General features: G+C 63.7%; 24 protein-coding genes and 1 pseudogene. 9 read left to right on the plus strand and 16 right to left on the minus strand.

The window, feature by feature from the left end; genetic code table 11:
• The coding region (locus EOA38_RS09370) for a cation diffusion facilitator family transporter (RefSeq protein ID WP_145965940.1) at positions 1-909 on the minus strand (909 nt) is incomplete at its 3' end.
• 7 nt (positions 910-916) lie between these two features.
• The gene (locus EOA38_RS09375) at positions 917-1,174 is read right to left on the minus strand and encodes a metal-sensing transcriptional repressor (RefSeq protein ID WP_127299027.1); all 258 of its coding nucleotides are present in this window, start codon (positions 1,172-1,174) and stop codon (positions 917-919) included.
• A 166-nt stretch (positions 1,175-1,340) separates the two neighbouring features.
• Here EOA38_RS09375 and EOA38_RS09380 point away from each other — a divergent pair, with 166 nt between their 5' ends.
• A complete protein-coding gene (locus EOA38_RS09380) occupies positions 1,341-1,547 on the plus strand; it encodes a DUF3606 domain-containing protein (RefSeq protein ID WP_126094703.1) in 207 nt (68 codons plus the stop codon).
• Between the two features lie 96 nt (positions 1,548-1,643).
• Here EOA38_RS09380 and EOA38_RS09385 read toward each other — a convergent pair whose 3' ends face one another.
• Complete coding sequence (locus EOA38_RS09385; RefSeq protein ID WP_095770090.1) at positions 1,644-1,793, minus strand: hypothetical protein; 150 nt, start codon at positions 1,791-1,793, stop codon at positions 1,644-1,646.
• A gap of 205 nt (positions 1,794-1,998) precedes the next feature.
• Between EOA38_RS09385 and EOA38_RS09390 the strand changes: the two genes are divergently transcribed.
• On the plus strand, positions 1,999-2,181 hold the full coding sequence (locus tag EOA38_RS09390; RefSeq protein ID WP_189350148.1) for a hypothetical protein: 183 nt from the start codon (positions 1,999-2,001) through the stop codon (positions 2,179-2,181).
• A 234-nt stretch (positions 2,182-2,415) separates the two neighbouring features.
• On the opposite strand, the gene EOA38_RS09395 is transcribed toward EOA38_RS09390, so the two are convergent.
• Entirely contained in the window at positions 2,416-3,963 is a 1,548-nt protein-coding gene (locus tag EOA38_RS09395; RefSeq protein ID WP_126094704.1) for a CYTH and CHAD domain-containing protein, read from the minus strand.
• Between the two features lie 252 nt (positions 3,964-4,215).
• Here EOA38_RS09395 and EOA38_RS09400 point away from each other — a divergent pair, with 252 nt between their 5' ends.
• Entirely contained in the window at positions 4,216-4,677 is a 462-nt protein-coding gene (locus EOA38_RS09400) for a phasin (RefSeq protein WP_126094705.1), read from the plus strand.
• Positions 4,678-4,882: 205 nt separating this feature from the next.
• Here the strand turns inward: EOA38_RS09400 and EOA38_RS09405 are convergent, their stop codons facing one another.
• The gene (locus tag EOA38_RS09405) at positions 4,883-6,079 is read right to left on the minus strand and encodes an MFS transporter (RefSeq protein WP_245468373.1); all 1,197 of its coding nucleotides are present in this window, start codon (positions 6,077-6,079) and stop codon (positions 4,883-4,885) included.
• Positions 6,080-6,126: 47 nt separating this feature from the next.
• Between EOA38_RS09405 and EOA38_RS09410 the strand changes: the two genes are divergently transcribed.
• Positions 6,127-6,645, plus strand: a complete 519-nt coding sequence (locus tag EOA38_RS09410) for a GNAT family N-acetyltransferase (protein WP_189350150.1) — start codon at positions 6,127-6,129, stop codon at positions 6,643-6,645.
• A 42-nt stretch (positions 6,646-6,687) separates the two neighbouring features.
• Here EOA38_RS09410 and arsC read toward each other — a convergent pair whose 3' ends face one another.
• From arsC to EOA38_RS09425, 3 genes are read right to left on the minus strand one after another with little or no spacing between them, the layout of a single operon-like run.
• Positions 6,688-7,098, minus strand: coding sequence for an arsenate reductase (glutaredoxin) (gene arsC, locus EOA38_RS09415; RefSeq protein WP_126094707.1), 411 nt, complete (start codon positions 7,096-7,098; stop codon positions 6,688-6,690).
• A complete protein-coding gene (locus EOA38_RS09420) occupies positions 7,095-7,853 on the minus strand; it encodes an MIP/aquaporin family protein (protein WP_126094708.1) in 759 nt (252 codons plus the stop codon). Before EOA38_RS09420 ends, arsC begins: the two co-directional genes overlap by 4 nt.
• Positions 7,850-8,200 carry a metalloregulator ArsR/SmtB family transcription factor gene (locus EOA38_RS09425; protein ID WP_126094709.1) on the minus strand — a complete coding sequence of 117 codons (351 nt, stop codon included), beginning with the start codon at positions 8,198-8,200 and terminating at the stop codon, positions 7,850-7,852. The genes EOA38_RS09420 and EOA38_RS09425 overlap by 4 nt, the downstream gene beginning before the upstream one ends.
• Positions 8,201-8,242: 42 nt before the next feature.
• On the opposite strand from EOA38_RS09425, the gene EOA38_RS09430 reads away from it, so the two are divergent.
• Positions 8,243-8,782 carry a DUF6428 family protein gene (locus tag EOA38_RS09430; protein WP_126094710.1) on the plus strand — a complete coding sequence of 180 codons (540 nt, stop codon included), beginning with the start codon at positions 8,243-8,245 and terminating at the stop codon, positions 8,780-8,782.
• Between the two features lie 22 nt (positions 8,783-8,804).
• Here EOA38_RS09430 and EOA38_RS09435 read toward each other — a convergent pair whose 3' ends face one another.
• Together EOA38_RS09435 and EOA38_RS09440 are read right to left on the minus strand one after the other, a co-directional pair.
• Entirely contained in the window at positions 8,805-9,509 is a 705-nt protein-coding gene (locus EOA38_RS09435; RefSeq protein ID WP_126094711.1) for an outer membrane beta-barrel protein, read from the minus strand.
• Between the two features lie 110 nt (positions 9,510-9,619).
• Positions 9,620-10,267 carry a hypothetical protein gene (locus tag EOA38_RS09440; protein WP_126094712.1) on the minus strand — a complete coding sequence of 216 codons (648 nt, stop codon included), beginning with the start codon at positions 10,265-10,267 and terminating at the stop codon, positions 9,620-9,622.
• A gap of 222 nt (positions 10,268-10,489) precedes the next feature.
• On the opposite strand from EOA38_RS09440, the gene EOA38_RS09445 reads away from it, so the two are divergent.
• The gene (locus EOA38_RS09445) at positions 10,490-10,693 is read left to right on the plus strand and encodes a hypothetical protein (protein WP_126094713.1); all 204 of its coding nucleotides are present in this window, start codon (positions 10,490-10,492) and stop codon (positions 10,691-10,693) included.
• Between the two features lie 130 nt (positions 10,694-10,823).
• Complete coding sequence (locus tag EOA38_RS39065; RefSeq protein WP_189434567.1) at positions 10,824-10,982, plus strand: hypothetical protein; 159 nt, start codon at positions 10,824-10,826, stop codon at positions 10,980-10,982.
• A 123-nt stretch (positions 10,983-11,105) separates the two neighbouring features.
• On the opposite strand, the gene EOA38_RS39070 is transcribed toward EOA38_RS39065, so the two are convergent.
• The 5 genes from EOA38_RS39070 to EOA38_RS09470 all read right to left on the minus strand — a co-directional run bounded on the left by EOA38_RS39070 (position 11,106) and on the right by EOA38_RS09470 (position 14,207).
• Positions 11,106-11,456 (minus strand): hypothetical protein, encoded by a 351-nt coding sequence (locus EOA38_RS39070; RefSeq protein WP_189434569.1) that lies wholly within the window; start codon positions 11,454-11,456, stop codon positions 11,106-11,108.
• A gap of 63 nt (positions 11,457-11,519) precedes the next feature.
• A complete protein-coding gene (locus tag EOA38_RS09455; protein ID WP_189434571.1) occupies positions 11,520-12,251 on the minus strand; it encodes a GNAT family protein in 732 nt (243 codons plus the stop codon).
• Positions 12,232-12,438: a hypothetical protein gene (locus EOA38_RS09460; protein WP_126094716.1), complete on the minus strand. Its 207-nt coding sequence runs from the start codon at positions 12,436-12,438 to the stop codon at positions 12,232-12,234. Before EOA38_RS09460 ends, EOA38_RS09455 begins: the two co-directional genes overlap by 20 nt.
• Before the next feature lie 77 nt (positions 12,439-12,515).
• Positions 12,516-13,256, minus strand: coding sequence for a class I SAM-dependent methyltransferase (locus tag EOA38_RS09465; RefSeq protein ID WP_126094717.1), 741 nt, complete (start codon positions 13,254-13,256; stop codon positions 12,516-12,518).
• A gap of 33 nt (positions 13,257-13,289) precedes the next feature.
• Positions 13,290-14,207, minus strand: a complete 918-nt coding sequence (locus EOA38_RS09470; RefSeq protein WP_245464725.1) for a 2-dehydropantoate 2-reductase — start codon at positions 14,205-14,207, stop codon at positions 13,290-13,292.
• A 207-nt stretch (positions 14,208-14,414) separates the two neighbouring features.
• Here EOA38_RS09470 and EOA38_RS09475 point away from each other — a divergent pair, with 207 nt between their 5' ends.
• On the plus strand, positions 14,415-15,815 hold the full coding sequence (locus EOA38_RS09475) for a sensor histidine kinase (protein ID WP_126094718.1): 1,401 nt from the start codon (positions 14,415-14,417) through the stop codon (positions 15,813-15,815).
• Entirely contained in the window at positions 15,812-16,456 is a 645-nt protein-coding gene (locus EOA38_RS09480; protein ID WP_126094719.1) for a response regulator transcription factor, read from the plus strand. The genes EOA38_RS09475 and EOA38_RS09480 overlap by 4 nt, the downstream gene beginning before the upstream one ends.
• Before the next feature lie 152 nt (positions 16,457-16,608).
• On the opposite strand, the pseudogene EOA38_RS39075 reads toward EOA38_RS09480, so the two are convergent.
• Positions 16,609-16,923: pseudogene (locus EOA38_RS39075) on the minus strand (hypothetical protein); the annotation flags it as partial.

Consider the following 16,923-nt stretch of genomic DNA (forward strand, 5'->3'; position numbering starts at 1 on the left):
CAGCGACGCGGCGATGTTGTTCGCGGCGGCGAGCAGCAGCCCGTCATTGACAGCGATCGCCACGTCGACATGCAGCTTGTGGCCTAGCCACCGGGCCTTCGCCTCGACCAACCTGTCGATGCCCGCGACATGTTCGGCCGCGTGGTGGATTTCGGCGACGAGGCCGGGCTCCACTCCGTCCAGCATACGGGTCAGCACCGAGCGCGCCGACTGCCAGACGATGCCGAAAATGGCGAGGGTGATGATGAGGCCGATGATCGGGTCCGCCAGCGGAAAGCCGAGCCAGACGCCGATCGCGCCGATGACGACGGCGAGGCTGGTCAAGCCGTCGGTGCGGGCGTGATAGCCGTCGGCGATCAGCGCGGCGCTGTTGATCTCACGGCCGACGCGGATCCGGAATACGGCCACCGCCTCGTTGCCGAGGAAGCCGATGATGCCGGCAGCGGCAAGCCAGCCGAGGAACCGCACCGGCTGGGGGTTGAGCAGGCGGTCGATCGCCTCGTATCCGGCGACCAAGGCGCTCGCCAGGATGATGAGCACGATGGCGATGCCGGCGAGGTCCTCGACGCGGCCGAGGCCATAGGTGAAGGTCCTGGTCGGCTTGCGGCGCGCCAGCGCGAAGGCGATCCAGAGCGGTATGGCGGTGGTCGCGTCGGCAACGTTGTGGATGGTGTCGGCGAGCAGTGCCACGCTGCCCGAAAATACGACGACGACAAGTTGCAGCGCGGCCGTGAGCGCCAGGATCACGAACGACCATTTGATCGCCCAGATGCCGTGATCGGTCGTCGCGATCGTGGCGTCGATCACGCCATGCGTATGGCTGTGCGGACCGTGATGATCATGGCCGTGCCCGCCATGGCCATGACCATGTGACCCGAACCCGAACCAGTCCAGAATTCTTGCCCACATGGCGGCCTCACAGATATTTGGTGAGCTGCTTCAGCTCCTTGAGCGTATCCCTGGTCGGCTCGCCGCCTTCGACCAGGCAATGCTCCATATGATCGTGGATCAGTTCGCGCTTGGCGTTGCCGACCGCGCTTTCGACGGCATGAAGCTGTTGCGCGAGGTCCTGGCAGGAACGCCCCTGCTCGAACATGGTGAGCACGGCGGCCAGATGGCCGTGTGCGCGCTTGAGCCGGGCGATGATATCGGGATGCGAGCTGTGTATCGTCATGATCGATATCCTATCCCCCAGGGTAGGATATTACAATGGACCCAGAGCCGCTGCCGACGCCTAACGGATTGGCCGCGGGTCTCGAGCGTCTGTCAGAACATCGCTTGGGAACAACTCGGAACCATGCCGTCGCGCGCGCCTTTCTTCTGGCAGGAGGAATATTCCGATGTCAGGCAATGAAAGCTCACGCGATGCCACTGATCACCTCTCGATCGGCGAGGATTTCGACGTCGCCCATTTCGCGAGGAAGTTCCAGCTTACGATCCCTGAGGCTCGGCAACTCTTTGCCAAATACGGCAATGATCGCGCGGTGCTGGAGCGCGAAGCCCACGCGCTTGGTTCACGCTCGAACGGCGACGACACGACGGACTAGAGCGCGCACCTGCTTGCTGCCCGCGAAATGCTGCGACATGGGCGATGACGCTGCGCATTCAAAGAGCCGATCATTGCCAGCGGACTTCAAAACCCGCTAGTGCCGCTTGAAGTACTGCACCTCGCGCTCGTGCTTCTCGGCGGCCTCCCGCGACTTGAAGGTGCCGAGGTTGCGGCGCTTGCCTGTCCTCGGATCGACCTTGCGCGAATAGAGACGGTATTCGCCGGATTTCAGCTTGCGGATCATGGCAGCCTCCTGTGACTTCGTGACTCTAACCTCCGGGGCTGTCCCGGGTTCCGGCAGGACCGAGCGTGATCCATTTCACGGAAGCGCCAAGCGAAATGTCGGAATCGACGCGCCAGCGACATAATTCGGTCGGATTATTTGTACTCAAATGACTTCCGCGACGTTATCTCTGCGTCGCGAGCGTGCAGGACTGGAGGAGGGTGAGATGGTGACGGCGAAGCTTCACGGTGTCGAACTCGTCAAGGGCCACAAGTGGACGGTGCGCGTAACCGCCTACGGCACCACGCTGATCTTCCCCTTCGAAGCCGAACAATATGCGCGCTCCTATGCCGACGGACAGGCTTTCCGCCTCGGCGTCGAAGTGGTCGAGCTGAAGGACTGCGCCTGAGGCTCCTTGCCCGTGCATGCCGCGACCGGCGCGGGTTCAAAACCGGCGGCCATTTGGGCACCTGGTCGCGGCACATCCGCTGGGCGCCAAATCGGACCTAAAGCGCGTCGCGATCTTTCAGATTCGCTCCCTGCGCTTTAGGTTTCTTGATTTTACGCATGTCTTTGTCCCGAAACCGGTTCCCACTTTCGGGAGACATGCTTTAGTGTCGCGTCGCTTTTGGCTTCCTTCCTCTCACTTCCAGAACGGATGGATCCCTTTTAGGTTTCGCCAAAGGGCCTTTGCGCCGCTCCAGCCATGTTCGGCGCGCGCCTGGCTCGCTCCGATCACCCAGCCGATGGCGCGCTGCGCGGTCGGATCGCCGGCGGTGGCATCCGTTCCCGGCAGCACCGTTTTGACAGTCGCGGCATCGTTCAAGTCCCCAAGGACCGTCTGAAGTTTCTTCATGCGCTTCAGGAACGGATCGACACGCTTTGCCGGGTAGAGCGAAGAGAAGAACTCGACTGCATAGCGCAGTTTCTTGAGTTCCTTGCGCAATTCGTGGCGCTGCTCTGGGTCAAGCGTCTCAATCCCGCGTGCGCGCTTGCGGACCCGCTTCCAGCGCTTGCCGAGCGCCTGGCCGGCCAACTGGGTGACCGGCTCTGCAAGCCGCGCGGTCTGGTCGAAATCCTGTGGAACGAGCCAGCCGCGTGTCTCCACGAACCGCGTCAGATCGATGAGGAACGCCTGCACACGCGCCCCGGCAAGCAGCTCGCGAAGGCGCTGGCGCACTTGCGTTGCCTGCCGTGAGAGCATGCCGGAAAGCGCGGCAAGACCTGGTTCATCCGGATGGGTTCCGGCCTCCCGCTGCACGATGTCGTTCGTCACCACATCGAGATCCCTTAGCCTCCCGACCTCCTGGCCAATCCAGCGCGCTTCGTCGTTAAGCCGTGTCATTTCCGGGCTCTCCAGCACCGGAGCGTAGACGGAGAACACGCTGCGCAAGCGGCGCAGGCCGATCCGCAACTGGTGCGGCCCTTCGGAATCCTCCAGCTTTCGGACCACCACGACATTGGTGGCGACCTGATCCAGGCACTCGCGCAAAATGTTGCGCGCCGCTTGCTCGGCGATCTCATCCGCATCGATCGCAACATCCTCGGCATTTCGAGGCGCCAGGAGCAGGTCGATCCGCCCCTCTTCTGCAAGGAGATAGCCGCGCGCCGCCTTGGAAAGCCGCGAGAACCTCAGCCCTCCATCGGGAAACAGCACATGCGCGATCTCGAACAATCCTGTCGGACTGCCTTCAAGGAGCTCGATCTCCACCTCGCTCAGGTCGGCCGACCGCCCCCCGGCGAGAATCTGGCCGACATCGACGGCCAGCTCCGCGCGGGTGCCGTCCGCAAGCGACAGTTCGCTGGCGGAACGCTTGATCACCGTCTCACAGACGGGCTGAAGCGGTGCGCCGTTGACGCATTGAAGGACCTCGTCGCGCACAGAGGCATCGGGAATCGCTTCAAGGCACACCCGACCTCCCGGCGCCGGGTTTTCCACCTCGCCGACCTGCGAAAGGCCACCGTGCAGTTCCGCTCTGGTCTTGACGGTCTGGACCCAGCGCCGCCCGTCGCGCCTGAGTCTCAACGCTATCCCCGCCTTCTTCAGCGCGTGTTCTGAGGTATCCAGATAGATGCTTCTCAGCGTTTTCGTCGTTGGGCTGCCTTTGGCCAGTCCCGACGCCTTGACGCGCACCCAGAATTCCTTGGGTGACGCTTCGTCGAGGATGAATTTCAGCTCGACTTCGCTCATGTGACGGATTTGTGCCAGTTCGGTTCCAGTCCTAACCCATCCGGCACGGACCGGCAACTGACCGTGGGGGGCCGGCGCCCTTCCGGTATGTGGTCGTGATTGTCTTAAGCGCCGTCATGCCCTTGCTGGCCAACCCCTGTTCGTGCAGCCGTTCGCGCAAATTCAGGTAGGCTTCACAAATCCGTTGCGACGGTTTCGTACATAAGGGAGGGGGCTTGTTTTCGAGACTACTCTCTGGAAGAGGATGGGAAAATGGCCAAGATCCCCGGCAAGACCGAAACGATCGAAAACACGGAATCCGCTACCTACGAGCCGTCCCAGGCTACCGAGCAGGTTCGCGCTGTCGCCGAGCAGGGCGTCGAGCAGGCGAAGGAAGCATTTTCCAAACTGGAATCGAACACCGAAACGACTCAAAAGGCTTTTGAGTCGACCCTTGAAGTGGCCAAGACAACCCGCAACGAGGTGTCACTGAAGACGATTGCCGTTCTGCGAGCCAATGCCGAAGCCGGCTTCAAGCACCTCGAAGCCCTGGTTGCCGTGAAGTCGCCGTCCGAGTTCTTCGAGCTGCAGGCCGCTTTCGTGAACAAACAGATTGACGCTTCCATCGAGCAGGCCAAGACCCTGCAGGCGGTGATGTTGAGAGCTGGTGAGGACGTATCCAAGCCGATCAAGGATGCCTTCGAAAAGGCCTTGAAGGACCTCAAGGCCGCTTGATGCTCGGGCAGTGAAGGCCCTCGGGAGCCGGCGCCGCGTTTGATCAACTGAAGGGCCGGCGTCCGAAGCCGAGCAATGTGCGCGCTCCTATGCCGACGGACAGGCCTTCCGCCTCGGCGTCGAAGTGGTCGAGCTGAAGGACTGCGCCTAAGAGCGATTCCAGGAAAAGTGTGCAGCGGTTTTCCGTCTGGAATTGCTCCAAGGATTATCGGCGCACGACCGCAACCAGACGGGCGCAGAGCGCCAGATTGACGGTCGCGGCCAATGCGAGCGTCATCAGCACGAGGTCGCAGCCGCCCGTCCCTAAAAGCAACGCCCCGATCGAAGGAGCCGCCGCCTGGACGATCAGACTCGGCGTGGCGAGCTTGCCCATGAGCGCGGCGTATTGCTGAGGGTCGAACAGCACCAGCGGCAGAGCGCCGCGCGCAATGGTATGAATGCCGTTGCCGGCGCCGTAAAGGATCAATGCCAAGGCGATGAGCGTCTGGCTTGCCAGGAGCAGCCAGACCCCAGCCGCAAGCAGCGACACCGACGCCAGCATCGTCCAGATCGGATGATGGCGGTTGCGGCCGATCAGCATTTCGGCCACCCGCGCGCCGACCTGCGACGGGCCGACGAGGGCGCCAAGGCCGACCGCGACCGCCAGGCTCACCCCGCGCAGTTGCAGGAGAGTGAGGAGGTGGACGGAGAGCATCGATGCAATCAGCGCCGATACGGTCTGGATGGAGGCAAGGAGGATGAAGCGTGTGCTCGCCCGGCCCGTGGTCGACGCCTGCTTCCGCTCGGCTGTTGCCGGCGCCGGCGTTGAGACCGGTGGCGGCGGCGGTATCACCCAAAGGTGAAGCGGCAGGCAGATCAACAGATGGATTGCCGCGTAAGAGAGGCACGTGACGCGCCATCCTTCATGCGCGACGAGAAAAGCGCTGAGCGGCCAGCAAACCGTGCTGGCGAAGCCGCCGAACAGCGTCAGGTTGGTGATCGCGCCGCGGGCGCCTTGCCCATAGAGGCGGCCGAGCGTGGCGAAGCCGGCATCGTAGAGGCCGCTCGACATGCCCAAGCCCATGAACAGCCAGGCCAGCAGGTAAAGCGGATAGACGGTGGCCGCCGCCAGCAGCAGGTGAGCGGCGGCCAGGAGCAAGGAACTCGCGGCAAGCACCGGCCGGCCGCCGTGACGCTGGATCAGCCGGCCGATGATGGGCGACGCCAGCCCGGCAAGCAGGAGTCCGCAGGAGAGCCCGGCAACGACCGAAGCCAGCGACCAGCCCGTCTCGGCGGCGATCGGCGCGGCGAGCACCGCGGGCAGATAGTAGGACGATCCCCAGGCGAGGATCTGCGTGATGCCAAGCGCCGAGACGAGGACATGGCGGCTGCGGGCGACCGGCGCGCGAGCTTCCGCCTTCACGGATTGCTCAAAGCCCATTATCTATCGTGCTCAAAATGGGGGATCGCATGCGCATCGCGGTGATCGACGAAACCGAGGCAACGGCTCAACTCGGCGCTCTTGCCGAGATCTTGATGCAGACCATTGAGGACGGCGCGCTGGTCGGCTTCGTCCTGCCGTTCGGCGCCGAGCAGGCGCAGGCTTATTGGCAGGGCATCTTCGACTCCTTGGCGGACGGAGAACGCCTCCTCATCTGCGCCTATGTCGATGACAACCTCGTCGGCACCGTCCAGCTCTACCTGTCGCCGGAACCGAATGCCCTGCACCGGGCAGAGGTCTACAAGCTTCTCGTGCATCGGGGCTTCCAGCGGCAAGGCATCGGCTCCGCCCTCATGGCATTCATCGAAGACGAGGCAAGAAAGAGAAATCGCTCCCTGCTCCTTCTCGACACCGCCGAGGGCGGTGCGAGCGAGCGGCTCTACCGGCGCATGAACTGGCGGGAAGTCGGTGTCGTGCCGCATCACTTCGTCGATCCGTTCGGCAAACCACGAGCCTCGATCTACTTCATGAAGCATCTGGCGCCTTAGGACAGTCCAGCTGAACCGACTGGACCTGGATCTCATTCCATCCTAGGCCGGCGGCGCATATGCGACCTTCTCGCCGTCTTCCTTGACGAACTCCGCTACCGGATTGTCGAGCAGCGGCAGCACCGCCTCCGACGGCCGGCAGAGCCTTGCGCCCTTTGACGTCTCGACGATCGGCCGGTTGATGAGGATCGGATGGGCGAGCATAAAATCGATCAGCTCATCGTCGCTCCATTTCGGATCGCCGAGGCCAAGCTCGGCGTAAGGCGTCCCCTTCTCCCTGAGCAGCTCGCGCGGGGTGATCCCCATCGCCGCGATCAGCTCGAGCAGCCGTGCGCGGCCCGGCGGCGTCTTCAGATATTCGATAACGATCGGCTCCTCGCCGCTGGCGCGGATCATGGCGAGCGTGTTGCGCGAGGTGCCGCAGGCGGGGTTGTGGTAGATCGTGACCGTCATGGCTTCGCTTTCGATGGCTGGGCTTTCGATGGCTGGGAATGCTGAACGGTTTCGGACCGCAGCAGCCAGCCCATCAGCGCCAACGCGACCAAGGCGCCGAGCAGCTCGGCGATGATGAAGCCTGGCAGATCGATCGGCCTGATGCCTGAAAACGTGTTGGTGAGCGAGCGCGCCAGCGCGACGGCCGGATTGGCGAAGGACGTGGATGCGGTGAACCAGTAGGCGGCGGTGATGTAGAGGCCGACCAGCCATGGCACGGCTCGCCGCTCGAAGCGGAGGCCGGCGAGAATGACGGCGACAAGGCCGAATGTCGCGACCGTTTCGGAGAACCATTGCGCTGGTCCGGCGCGGAGCTTCGTCGCGATCTCCAGCACCGGCAGGGCGAACATGAGATGCGCCGCGATCGTGCCGACGATGCCGCCCAGGAACTGCGCGGCGAGATAGGCCGGCAGATCGCGGGCCGGCAGGGTCCGGTTCAGGCAGAACACCAGCGAAACGGCGGGGTTGAAATGGGCGCCCGAGACCGGCCCGAGGACGGTGATCAGCACCACCAGCATGGCGCCGGTCGCGAGCGTGTTGCCGAGCAGCGCCAGCGCCGTGTCGTGCGTCAAGGTCTCGGCCATGATGCCGGAACCGACCACTGTCGCCACCAAAAGACCGGTGCCCAGGGCTTCGGCGGCAAAGCGGCGCGGCAGGTCGAAGGTTGCCGTTCCCACGCCGCCCGGATCGCTCGCGTCGATCGGCTCGATGATCATTGCCGGATCCCCTCGCCCGGCTGACAGCAAGGTGCCGCCAACGCCGGCGCGCAGATTTCCGGACGGCCCGAGCAGCAATCCTCCATCAGGAACCGGATCAGGCCGGACAGCGCATCGTACTCGGCGCTGTAGACGATCGAACGCGCATCGCGCCGCGCCGTGACCAGGCCCGCTCGCTCCATTTCCTTGAGATGGAAGCTGACATTGGACGGCGAGACCTCGACCTGTTCGGCAAGCGAACCGGCGGCGATGCCGTCCGGCCCGGCAACGACCAGCAATCGAAGCAGCCTGAGCCGCGTCTCCTGCGACAGCGCGCCAAAAGCGATCAGGGCTTGACGTCCATCCATGTTTCAATAATCCTTGAAATATCGAAATGAGGAGTAGCCGACATGCTTTCTCCTGACAACCGGAAAATCGCTCCTGCCCTTCCACTGGAGCCATCCGACCTGACCATCGGAGACCTGCTCGATGCGCTGGCCGACCACAAGGACAAGCCGCTGGTGTTCCGCTATGACGGCCGGCCGGTAAAGCCGGGCTACCACGTGACGGAGGTCAAGGCGGGGCAGTTCTCGGCGCTGGATTGCGGGGCAAACCCCGAATCCTGGTCGGAAATTTTCGTGCAGCTATGGGACGTCGACGAAGGCGGACCGGTCTACATGCCGGCCGGCAAGTTCGCTGCCATCATCCGCAAGGTTGCCGATCACGTGGCGCTCGATCAGTCCGCCAGGCTGACCTTCGAAGTCAGCGACGGCATCCGGCCGATGGAGCTTCACCGGGCAACGCGGCCGACGCTGGTCGGCGATGCCGTCGAGGTCGAGCTGGCGCCGCGGCCGGCAAGCTGCAAGCCGCGCGATCGATGGCTGGAAGAGCAGAAGGCGGCGAGCCCATCCTGTTGTTCGCCTGGGATCGGCAAAGCCTGCTGTGGCTGAAATCTCGTCGTGCTCTTCGAACTCAATTGAATTTATAGCTGAAGCCGAATTGGACGGAGTCGGTCCGCAGCGCGTGGCGTTGTTCCCCAAAGATCGGGGACACTTGGGCTACCGCTTTGCCATAGTCGGCATGGCGGTATTCGACCCGCACCGACCAGTCCCTTGCAAGGGCGTACTCAAGACCGGCGCCAACGATGACTCCGGTGCGGGTTGCGGAAAATGCGAACTTGGTAACAGGTGGCAACTCGGCCATCCAATAGTCAAATTTCGCCACGCTGACGCCGGCAGTGCCGTATAGCAGCATCCGATCGAAGGCAGCCCCCACCCGCGCGCGTGCCGAGCCTTGCCAACGCGAGGTCGCCGAGCCCCCGAACGCGGGCAAGCCACCCACCGTCTGGCTGGAAGCCTCGGCGTTGGAAAGACCCCAATCGACTTCGATGCCGATCACAAAAGGCGCGTCGATCTGCCAGTTGTAGCCCAGATGCAATCCACCGGTCACGCCGCCGCCGGAGTATGCGGTGGGGCCGATAAAGGTGTTTCCGGGATTGCCGCTTTCCCAGCGTCCGGATGGCCCAAGCCAGCCTATGTCACTCCCGACATAAGCGCCGCTCCAGTCGAAAGCCTCCGGTGCGGCCTGGACGTCGGCCGCATGGGCGGCCGGCTGGCCGGCAAGCGTCGCCAGCGCGCAAGCGAGCACCACGCCCGAGACGAAATTTCCGTGTCGCATAGAATATGTTCCCGCAGGATTTCAGAAATGGCGGGACAATAGGCGACGAATCGCCGGCGGGCTTGGAACCCACACGACCGCACCTTGGACCGGGCGCGACTGTGGCTCAGCTATCGGCGGAACTGTGGCAGCCGGGCCGCGCGCAGGCCCCGCCCACGGGCGATCTCCACAGCCTCGCCATTGTCGGCCAGCGTCAGCGCCAGGAGGTCCTGGATATGCGCGGCCAGCCCGAGCTGCAGTTCCGGCGATGCGAGAGCGCCGGCATTGTTGATCATGCAGGCATAGCCGATGAGGAGGCGAAGCGCTTCGCGGCCAGCGTCGATCGAGCTCACCAGCGGTCGGTCGAAGCCCGGCGCGATCGAAGCAAGCGCCGCCCGTGGCACGTAGAGACTGAGATAGCGACCGGAATCGACCAGCGTGTGGATGGCGGGTTCGCTGGTCAGCATCATCACCGCCTGGCCGGGCAAGGTCAGCGCCTCGCGGTTGCGCTGCACCGAGCGGCCGCGCCCGGCAAGCACCGCAATCAGCATGACCATGTCGCCGGCGTTCTTCAGGTGCTGCTGCCTGATCCGGTAATGAGCATTGCTGCGGGCGCCGGTCGACAGGCTGACGCCCGGCAGCGACCGCAAGGTCACGTCGGCCCGGAACGGCTCATCGCCGAACGGCTCGATCTCCAGGTTGAAGAGCTTTTGCCCATAGAATTCGAGCCAGGTGCCCAGCCTGTCGCGCGGCGGCACGCTCATCGTGGACAGATGCAAGGGCGCTCCAGGCGCAATCTTCCCGGTATTTGGCAAGCCCACCACCCCGCCGCCCCTCCGGCGGCACGAAATGCCGTCTATGTTTCGGCGGGACGGGCCGCCTTGTCAAACGGCCTGCTGGATCGGCGTCGCGGCGCGCGGCCGATGGCTACAACCTGAGACCGCTTGAACGCATCTACGGATTGCGCGATTGTCGAAGCGCTCCCAGAGATACGAACACCAATGACCCAAACGAAAAAGGCACCACCGTTCGTGCCGACAGAGTTCCACGTAACGATTGTCGATGACGAGCAAGGCGCCCTTGGCATCCTCTCCATACAGACACCAGGCGGGCTGCTGGACGTTGCGCTGGATCGGGAAGCAGCCGAAGCCCTCATCAGGGCTGCGTCCAGGCTTCAAGCGAAGCTGGACGAAAAGGTCAGCTAGATATTTCAAGCTGACCCATAACCTAAATTAGCGATCACTTGTATTTCTCGCAAATCAGGATCATGCTTGGCCTACGCAAGGGTGGCACTGATGCGCAGCGGGTGGGTGGTTCAGTAAGGGGTAAAGCGTGATGGAACTTGCGGTCTGCTTTGATCACAGCGGAATCGATCTGGCTTGGTCGATCTTCCTCGGCACCACGGCGGTTTTGATGGTCATGGCGCCATTGGCCGTCGCACGGCTGGTCGCGATATCGCGGGCGGATTCAGTCGGACGGCTTCAGATCGCTTAGAGCAATTCCGGGAAAAGTGCGCAGCGGTTGTCCGTCCGAAGTTGCGCAAAAACAAAGGCTTAGAGCGGTTCGGCGATGCTGTGAAACGCTGAACCGATCTAGCAGCCTGAGGGGAGTTGCTGGTTAGGACGAGCTCACCTTCGGCATCGTTATGTCACCGAACAGCGCCGAGCAGTCGATCTCGTCGCGGAAAAGCGCGTCGGGATCGAGCACCAGCCACGACGTATGTGTACGAAGGTTCCTCAGCCTGGCGTTCTTTTCCGCGCGCGCCTGGCGCTCCGCCTCGGCAAGCGAGGTCAGGGCCGGCCTTTCGGCCTTGTAAGGGCTCCTCGACATAGCGACACAGAACGCAATCGCCCCGCCTTGCGTTCCCTGGCGGCGCAACGCCGTGCGGTATGGTCGCTCGACCTCATATCTCTCTGAAATAGCGGGCGCCGCGACCGGCAAGGGCGATGGCGAGCGAGGAACCCGCAAGGCCGCCTCCGACAAATGATCAGGTCGCTGCCGGTACCACGAGCGGACTTGCCATCGGGGCCTTCAGATCGGCAAAGGCGGATCCGTGAAATCGGGCGGTGAACGAATCTCGGCCAGGGAGCGGACCTGCAGTCCCTCCCTGAAATTGGCGGGATCGAGCCAGGCCTCCAAGGCGGCGCGATTGGCCGGCCATTCACGCGAAAGCATTGAATACATCGGGATGTCGCAGGGCTTGCCTTTCAGAAACAGGCCCTGGCGATGCGTGCCCTCGTAAACGAAGCCGAGCCGCACGGCCGCCGCGCGCGAACGTTGGTTGGTCGATGTGCATGTCCATTCGAGGCGCCGGTAGCCGAGATCGTCGAAGACATGGCGCAGGATGAGGTAGAGCGCCTCGGTGGCGAGCCGCGTGCGCTGCAGCGGCGGCGTATAGAGCACATATCCGAGTTCGACGACATGGTGCACCGGCCTGGCTTCCATCAGGCAGAGCCACCCCAGCGCTTCACCGTCGGGACCGTCGACCGCGAAGAATGCGCGCTTGGGGTCCGCCACCAGCGCGGCGACATGCTCGGCGAAGGCCTGCTCGGTGGCAAAAGGTCCCACCTTCATGTCTATCCAGGTGGCCTCGGTGTGCTCGTCATGCGAGAGCCGATAGAGCCTTGCCGCATCACGTCCGGCCTCGAGCGGGCGCAAGCGCCCGCAACGGCCTTCGACCAGGACGGCGACTGGAACCGGCGCATCGCCCGACGGGGTTGCCTCGGCATTTGCCGCGGCTTGCTCAATCTTGCCTGCCCGCATCCTGCTCTCCCTTGGTGCGTGCCTTGCCATGCGGCGATAATGGCGTCCGCGGCCTCCCCTCTTCCGGCGCGGGATAGATATTGCACAATTCTCCGGAGAATGGCTGCTCGGCCAGCCATCGGCGACCAAGATGCTCGAGCGCGCCGGCCAAATCGCCCGGCAGCCGGCGTTTCAGGATCTTCAGCACCGGAGCGCCTCTCCCTGCATGACGTCTTCACTCCGGCCGCTGGTTCAACCTGGACGGATGGCCGCCCCAACGGCCGACTAGTTCCAATAACGGAACACCCTGCCCATTCGATTGGGCATCAAGAAAATGTCCTCCGCATGCGAGAAGCCGGCATCCCGCCCCAAGCGAAGCCAGGTTCGCGAGGTTTCGGGGAAATCGGCCAGAAGCATATGCCTTTCCATCGATGCGAATTCCTCGTCGGAAACGGCCGACCATTTGTCGCGCAGCAAGGAGAAGCGCGCGAGCCAGGCGGCGCGATCCTCTCCCTCGAACAGCGCCGGCTCCCAGATCACGAACAGGCCCATGCCGCCCAGGGCCCTGTGGGCGTTGCGCATCAGCCTTGCCTTGGCCGCCGTCGGCAGATGGTGCAGCGACATGCCGATCCAGATCACGTCGATCGGCTCCGACCACTTCGCCATTGCCGGCGCGAAATCGCAGCAGCGCAGCTCGACGGGGCAAGGAAGGGCCTGCAGCTCCCGGGCCGCCAACCGCAGCGATGCCTCGGACAAGTCGATACCGACATAGTTGCCTATCGCGGTCGTCCTCAGCATCGCGGCGGAGGCACTGGCATCTCCGCACGCCACGTCTAGGAAGCGGAATGAGGCGGGCGCTTGCTCGACAAGCAAGTCGCGCAGAAGGTGATAGATTTCCTGATGGAACATCAGGTTCGCGCCGACGATCCTGCGGTAGGTTTCAAGCTCGCTGTTGAACATGTCCTGAGCGCCGGCAGCTCCATTGTCCGTCGTTGCCAGACCGCTTTCAGTCGACGCACTTGCCATGATGTCCTCCCAGGGAACCTCGATGGAACAACGCTAGGCGGCGGCCCCCGCCGCATGGAGATGCAAGGCGCGGAACACCGCGGTGTGGCCAGGAGTCGCAATGGAGAGCTTCATGCCCAGTTCATGCATGCGCCCTGAGAGCCAGGCGACCTCGATGGGCTTGCCTCTTTCAAGGTCGTTGGCCATCGATGATTTCACATGCGGTGGGAATGCGGTCCATCTCGTGATGACGCGTTCCTCGAATCCTTCCGCCATCGGATGACCGGCCGCGGCGGCAACCGCCATCCCCTCGTCCCGCAATTGCTCGACGAAGATCCGCGCCTCGGGATCGCCAAGGATTGGACCAATGCCCGAGCGCATGAGCGACGTCGCGCCGGAGAAGGCTGCAAGCGTCACGAACTTCTCCCAGAGCACGCTGTCGATGTCGGCGACCGGCTTCAGTTCGAGCCCTACTGCCCGATCGCAAAGCGCTTGAAGCTCGCGGATCAGAGGCTCACGATGACCGCCGACGAGAATTTGCTGCAGCCCGCCCGCATGGACGACCTCTCCGGGTCTGCCGATGAAGCCGGAAAGATAGGTGGCGCCACCGATAACCTTGTCGTCGCGAACATGGCGACGCAGCAATTCGATGCTGTCGATGCCGTTTTGCAGAGTCACGACGCGGGTGTTCCTGGCAATCAGTGGTCCGAGCGCCGCGGCGGCCTTCTCGCCGTCGTAGAGCTTGACCGCGAAGATCACGAGATCGACGGGGCCGATGTCGGCCGGAGAAGCGCTTGCGGATACGGTGGGCAGGAAAATATTGCCGGCGTCGCTGTGAATTCGCAGGCCACCCTGGCGCATGGCCTCCAGGTGCGCGCCGCGAGCAATGAAGCTGACGTCGCCTCCCGCCTCGGCGAGCCTGGCCCCGATGTAACCGCCGATGCCGCCCGCACCCATCATTGCGATCCGCATGCCGTCCCCTCGACGCCGGCTGATGCCATCGCCGCGTAATGCCGCAGCGGGCTCGCAGCCATGATAATATTAGCAGATACTCAATAAATCGACCAGCCGGCTCGACAGCCGCCCGATTAACCTTCCTCGGGAAGCCGGACCAAGGTCTGTGTCGCAATCGCCGCGACTGGCCTATAGTCTTGGCCGGCGGCGGGGTGAATCACGCGGATGCTCAGGGAGATCTTGAAACGACTTGTGCAAGTCTGGAGCGGGCTGTCGCTGGCCTGGCAGTTCGTGATTGCCGGCGGCATCGGGCTTTTGGCGGTGATGCTCGTGGTTGGCCTTTGGGTAACGTCGCAGATCCGCGAGGGGGTGATGCACAACTCCGCCACCACGACAGCGCTCTATGTCGACAGCGTCATCGCACCGCTGCTGCCGGACCTGCGCAAGAGCCGCGAGCTCGACGACTCGGTCAAGCGGGCGCTGGACGAAACGCTCGGCCAGGGCGCGCTCGGAAAGAGGCTGGTGTCGTTCAAGCTGTGGCGGCGCGACGGCACGGTGCTCTACGCCGACGACTCGGCTCTGATCGGCAAGAACTTTCCCCCCAACCTCAACCTGAAGTCGGCTTTCGCCGGCAATGTCGTGGCTGAATACAACAATCTCACCGACGACCCCGAAACCAACGAGGAGAAAGTTGTGAACGCGCCGCTGTTCGAGATCTACAATCCGGTGCGCGAGCCATGGTCGGGTGAAGTGGTGGCGGTGTCCGAATTCTACGAGATCGCCGACGATTTCCAGGAGACGCTGAACTCGGCGCTGAGATGGACCTGGCTGGTGGTGGCCAGCGCCACCGCGACCTCGCTCGCGCTGTTGTCGGGCATCGTCTTTCGCGGCAGCCGCACCATCCAGACACAGCGCGCCGCGCTGGAGGCCAAGGTTACCGAGTTGCAGTCGGCACTTGCGCAGAATTCGTCGCTGCGCCAGCGCGTGCAGCGCGCCTCGCGCCGCGCCACCGCCATCAACGAGCGGTATCTGAGGCGCATCGGCGCCGACCTGCATGACGGGCCGGCGCAACTGGTGGCGCTTGCCGCGCTCAGGATGGACAGCCCGATCCTGGTCGACCCCGCGACGCCGAAACCGCAGCGCGAGGCCGAGATCGCCGGCATCCACAAAACGCTCGGCGAGGCGATGCGCGAGATACGCGGCATCTGCAACGGCCTCGTGCTGCCGCAGATCGAGACCCAGGCGGTGGCCGACATACTGCGGCTGGCCGTGGCCGAGCATGAGCGCCGCACGAACACCAAAGTGTTGCTGACGCTGCCGGAGCGCTTGCCGGAACTCGGCACCTCGGAGAAGATCAGCATCTATCGTTTCGTGCAGGAAGGGCTGAACAACGCTTACCGACACGGCAAGGGCAAGGGCCAGCAGGTGAGAGCCACGATGAAGGGCGGCAAGCTGGTGGTGGAGGTGCAGGACACTGGTCCAGGCTTCAACCCCGCAAGGAGCGAAGGCCTCGGGCTTGCCGGGCTCAGGGAGCGTATCGAAAGCATTGGCGGGCAGTTCGAGACGCTGTCAGGCCCCGGGGGAACGAGACTGGTAATCACATTGTCTGTCGAGGAGCAGCCGTGACCGCACCCATCCGTATAGCCATTGTCGACGACCATCCGCTGTTTCGCGAGGGCGTGGCGCGCAGCCTCGGCGAGATCGGCGGCTTCGAACTTGTGGGCGAAGGCGCCAGCGCCGAGGATGCCGAAAGGCTGGTCCGCGCCAGCGCTCCCGATATCCTGATGCTCGACATCAGCATGCCGGGCGGCGGCCTCAACGCGCTGGCCAGCATCCTGGCGGCGGCGCCCGAGCAGAAGATCGTCATGCTGACGGTTTCGGAAACCAATTCCGACGTCGCCCAGGCGCTCAAGGCCGGTGCGCGCGGCTATGTGCTGAAGGGCGTCGGCTCAAAGTCGCTGGCCGAGATCCTGCGCGATGTCGCCACCGGCCAGAGCTATGTCTCGCCGACACTCTCGGCCCGGCTGCTGTCGGACCTGTTGCAGCCCACCGGCCGCAAGCCCGACCCGCTCAGCCAGCTCACCGGCCGCGAGGCCGAGATCCTGAAGCTGGTGGCCGAGGGCTTGAGCAACAAGGAAGTCGCCGCCCGGCTGGCGCTGCAGGAAAAGACAGTCAAGCACCACATGACCAGGGTGCTGGCCAAGCTCAACGTGCGCAACCGCACGGAAGCGGCGCTGCTGATGCATGAGGCGAAAGACAGGCAATAAGTTTAGGCAGTAGGGAATAGGCAGTAGGGATTGGGGACTAGGCAGACTGCCTACTGCCTACTTCCTATTCCCTAAAACGCAATCACCCCCGTCTCCGGAAGACGGGGGTGACATGCGAGGGTGCGGGAAAAGGGGGTAGCTTCTCTCAACCCTCACAAGTTCAGCAGGCGGGCGAAATCCTCCCGCGTCGCCTGGCGCTCGACGATGGTGCGGCCTTGCGCATCCGTCATCTCGAAGCGGCCGGCGTCGATCTCTTCCTTCATGCCGTTGCGGTGGATGACGGTGATCTTGTTGCCGTCGACCTCGACCGTGTCGCCGGTCGCGGCATTGACATGTCTGCCCTTGCTGCCAGGACTGGTGTTGCCCTTGCCGCTGTTGTTCCCAGGACCGGCATTGGCATTGCCGCCACCGGCATTGCCGTTGCTCGAATTGCCACCGCTGTTGCCGCCGCCATTGCCCCCACCATT

Origin of the sequence: Mesorhizobium sp. M1E.F.Ca.ET.041.01.1.1 (assembly GCF_003997355.1) — a bacterium.
Lineage (GTDB): Bacteria > Pseudomonadota > Alphaproteobacteria > Rhizobiales > Rhizobiaceae > Mesorhizobium.